This is a genomic window from Coleofasciculaceae cyanobacterium, from assembly GCA_036703275.1.
GTDB lineage: Bacteria > Cyanobacteriota > Cyanobacteriia > Cyanobacteriales > Xenococcaceae > Waterburya.
This window is the reverse complement of sequence record DATNPK010000047.1, coordinates 1-3,666: the sequence shown is the minus strand read 5'-3', so window position 1 is coordinate 3,666 and position 3,666 is coordinate 1. Positions and strand designations below refer to the sequence as shown.

Below are 3,666 nucleotides of genomic sequence, written 5' to 3'. Positions count from 1 at the left end.
CGCGTCCTTCGCGTCGTCCTTTAGGACATAATCCATAACTGTCGTCACTTTATCCATTACCATTGCCCACAGTCTATTAATTATATGCGGAGCGGTATCCTTTAGGACATTTGTGTTATCCAACGGCGATTTAGTATTTATGGTTAAGAGGCATAGTTTACAAAGGTAGAAAATTACTTTCGTTACTGCCGCTACCTCACAAAGATCGAGAATCTTGTTTTGCCAGTTGCCGAGCCGAAAATGATTATTATGAGCAGTTGTTATTCTCTCGTGTTCGCTCTCTTCGTTGCATTACATAGCTTTGGCTTTTTATTAAGATGTGTCCATTAGCCAGGTTTTTACGTCTTATAAAGCTAGTTTGGGCTTTGTTTGGGCTTGATTTTTGTTTAAGTCCCGTTAGTAATTGTTTTGTCGTTTTAGGTTATAACCAATTTGCCCATCACTTCTCTAGAGGAATACCAATCCGCGAAATATAGGTTGGCGAGAATTTTGTGATTAGTAAAGGAACTTTTATTTCTGACTTTCCTTACTGCGACTGGGACACTTTTTAAGGTTATTTCGCTTAATGCTAACCTTGACGACCTACTTAACAGCAGTGTGATGTAGTCAGTACACCTCTGATTGTCCTCTATTCCCAGCTTCACTTTGGTGATTGACCTGCATGTAGGTAGGTTTGGCATCACGTCTTCCTCTAACGGGAGGGACTTTCACCCTCATTAGTGAACAAGTTATGTTGGTTTGCTTTGTTGTTACTTACCTCCATTTCATGTTTTACCAACACTCTAGGCTATGTATTCACCTAGAAACGAATCGCACATTTCGGGTCGCTACATCCACTTTACGAATTATTGTATACATTTGTGCGATTTTGTAGATTAACTTTTCAAAAGATATATATGCAAAATTCCTGTGTTTTATTGATGTAATATTTTAACAATAGGATACCGAGTGTTGATGAATCCAGGTACGATTTGCCTTTTTAATCAGAAAACAGACTAGTAAAAAAGCTCAAGGCTTATAGTTTGCTGCCTATAGCTTATAAATACGCTGCAGATTGCTTTGGAATTTCATATTTCAAATCAGCAACGCTAGATACTGCTATTGCTTTTCCGAGTAAACAGCATATGTACTACATAACTTACATATATATAAATTGAAACTGAAATCTTAGAACATCTTAGTGTAGCGAACCCATAGTCTTACTTAAATAAGTATGCGTGATTTGGACACAAATGCGGGTTGGTAGAAGAGTAGAAAGGGCTGTATTCATCCAAAGACGTTCGCTCATTCATTAAAGTTCTTTAGGGTTTCTAGTTGGATTTGCTATTAAATACCATTTACCAAGCTTATGAGTGCAATATACGGTACAACAACAAACGACATTTTAACTGGAACGACCGACAATGACTATCTATATGTTAAGTCGGGAAATGATGAACTGCATGGTGATGCTGGTCAGGATACTTTGGAGGGTGATGAAGGCAACGATACGCTAAGTGGTGATAGCGATCGCGATATCTTAAGAGGGGGTGTCAGAGACGATGACCTGTTTGGTGGTGAAGGCAATGACATCCTCTCAGGAGGACAGAGAGGCAACCATGTCGAGGTTGACTATCTAGCTGGGGGTGCAGGACAGGATCGTTTTTACCTAGGTGACTATCACGGTAATTATTATTCACAGGCAGGAGATAGCGACTACGCGGTTATCAATGATTTTGAACTCGGACAAGACCAAGTTGTCTTAGATAAAGGTAGTTACAGCCTGAGCGCATCAACTATTCTCGGTCTTTCGGGAACTGCTATTTATAGCGGTAGCGAGCTACTAGGTATTCTTTACGGAGTAGATAGTTCCGAACTAGATTTTGGCGATAGCTTGTTTACCACTATTTTGTCTCTCAATGGAGAGACCAGTATTAGTTCCGATGTAATTGTTGAAGCCGAATCATTAAATCTAGAGCATTATGAAATTCAAGACTATAGTTCGGGGGAACAAATCATTGGCTTACCTGAAGGCACTACAGCTTCTGGTACGGCAACATTACTCGCAGACGACTATAGCTTATCTGGGGCCTACAACCTGTCTTTTGATTACTTTGATGAAAATGACGGCCAAGCCAATATAGAAATTCTCGTCAATGGTAGCTTGGTTGATACGCTGATTCTCGACGGAGATCCTGCTGGTGGACTTCCAGACGAGAGCAATCGTTTGATTCATACTATTGAAGGATTGGTTATTAATCCTGGAAACACCCTTGAAATTATTGGCACGCCCAACGGCACCGAATGGGCGAGGATCGATCGCCTGACGTTTTCCCCCGTCACCGTCGAGACAAGTATTGGCTATCTTACTGCGGGAGTTACTAAAACTGGAACTTTAAACGCTGAAAATACAGTCGATACCTATAGTTTCCAGCTTAGTGCTGCGGGAAGTCTCGACCTCGATCTGACAGCGGTTAGCGGTACTGGAGATGCGGATGTTAGAGTCTATCGAGATGAGAATGGTAACAATTATTTAGACTCAGCAGATAGTTTGTTAGAGGAAGCAATAGGCACTACCTCCTTGGAAAGTATTGATTTGAACAATCTAGCAGCAGGAGACTATCTTATAGAAGTAGAGAGTTATTCGGCAGATGTTGAATATAGTCTCGGTCTTTACGTACCTAGTTTTTATCGATTTGTTTACGAATATGGTAATGGAGATTACTATCAGGGATACGGATATTCGCAACCTGGCGAGCTAGATCTTTTGGCAGGACAAACCTGGGGCAACCCGAGTCAATCTCTAACTAATGAAGCTGAAGAATATGGCATTTATAAAATTACCGAAGCTACACCAATTACGTATCATCTTTCTTTTGCAGGGGATGTTGTAGTCGATGGCTATTATGATGCTGCATCGGGACTAACTGCCGATCAAGATATTGCGCCCGATATTGATGCTCATCTACATAATCCTGATGATCCTTTTACTCCTACGGATACCAAAATGGGTTTGGGTAGTAGTGGTTTGGGAAGCGAAAATGGTTTTGTTCATCGAGACGATCATCAAAGATCCATGACCAATGTTGTTGTAGAAGGAGAATATTGGTTTGATAATTACTATCAAGTCGACCTAAATGTATAAATAGCTAAAGTCTATAGAAATCTACAAAATCGACCAACGTAACTTGTTTAGTGATGAGGGGGAAAGTTTCTCTCTTTTCACTAAATCCTGGGGCTATGGAAGATTGGAAGTAGTAAAGTTATTCGCCTATCGTACTCCCAAGCCATCACTACTTAACGGGACTTAAACAAAAATCAAGCCCAAACAAAGCCCAAACTAGCTTTATAAGACGTAAAAACGTCCATATTATGATTGAGCCACTGGACAAAACGATAAGACATGGCTGTCCGAAATGCTTCTAATGCTTCAGGAAAAGTATTACTCAGATCTTGCACCAAAAAAAGTTGATAGAACAATGAATAGCTGAAGTCATTGTGAGAGGGAAATTACAGCTAGTTCTCTACCCCTAAAACGGAACTACTATTGAATAGTAAAAGAAATCTGGTTAGGACACAATTTATTTAACCCGATGACCAGCTTGGTCTTCATCACTCTCTGTACGGGACAAAAAAGAGAGGGAATGCTTGCAAAAGTACAGATGAAAAGGGTTTGATTAAAAGTAA

The 3,666-nt window shown here is 40.2% G+C and carries 2 protein-coding genes; one reads left to right on the top strand and one right to left on the bottom strand.

From position 1 onward, the window contains the following. The first annotated feature begins 1,348 nt into the window (after positions 1-1,348). Positions 1,349-3,124 carry a pre-peptidase C-terminal domain-containing protein gene (locus V6C71_08985; GenBank protein ID HEY9768623.1) on the top strand — a complete coding sequence of 592 codons (1,776 nt, stop codon included), beginning with the start codon at positions 1,349-1,351 and terminating at the stop codon, positions 3,122-3,124. Positions 3,125-3,297: 173 nt separating this feature from the next. On the opposite strand, the gene V6C71_08980 is transcribed toward V6C71_08985, so the two are convergent. Beyond that, on the bottom strand, positions 3,298-3,459 hold the full coding sequence (locus tag V6C71_08980) for a hypothetical protein (protein ID HEY9768622.1): 162 nt from the start codon (positions 3,457-3,459) through the stop codon (positions 3,298-3,300). Between the last annotated feature and the right edge of the window lie 207 nt (positions 3,460-3,666).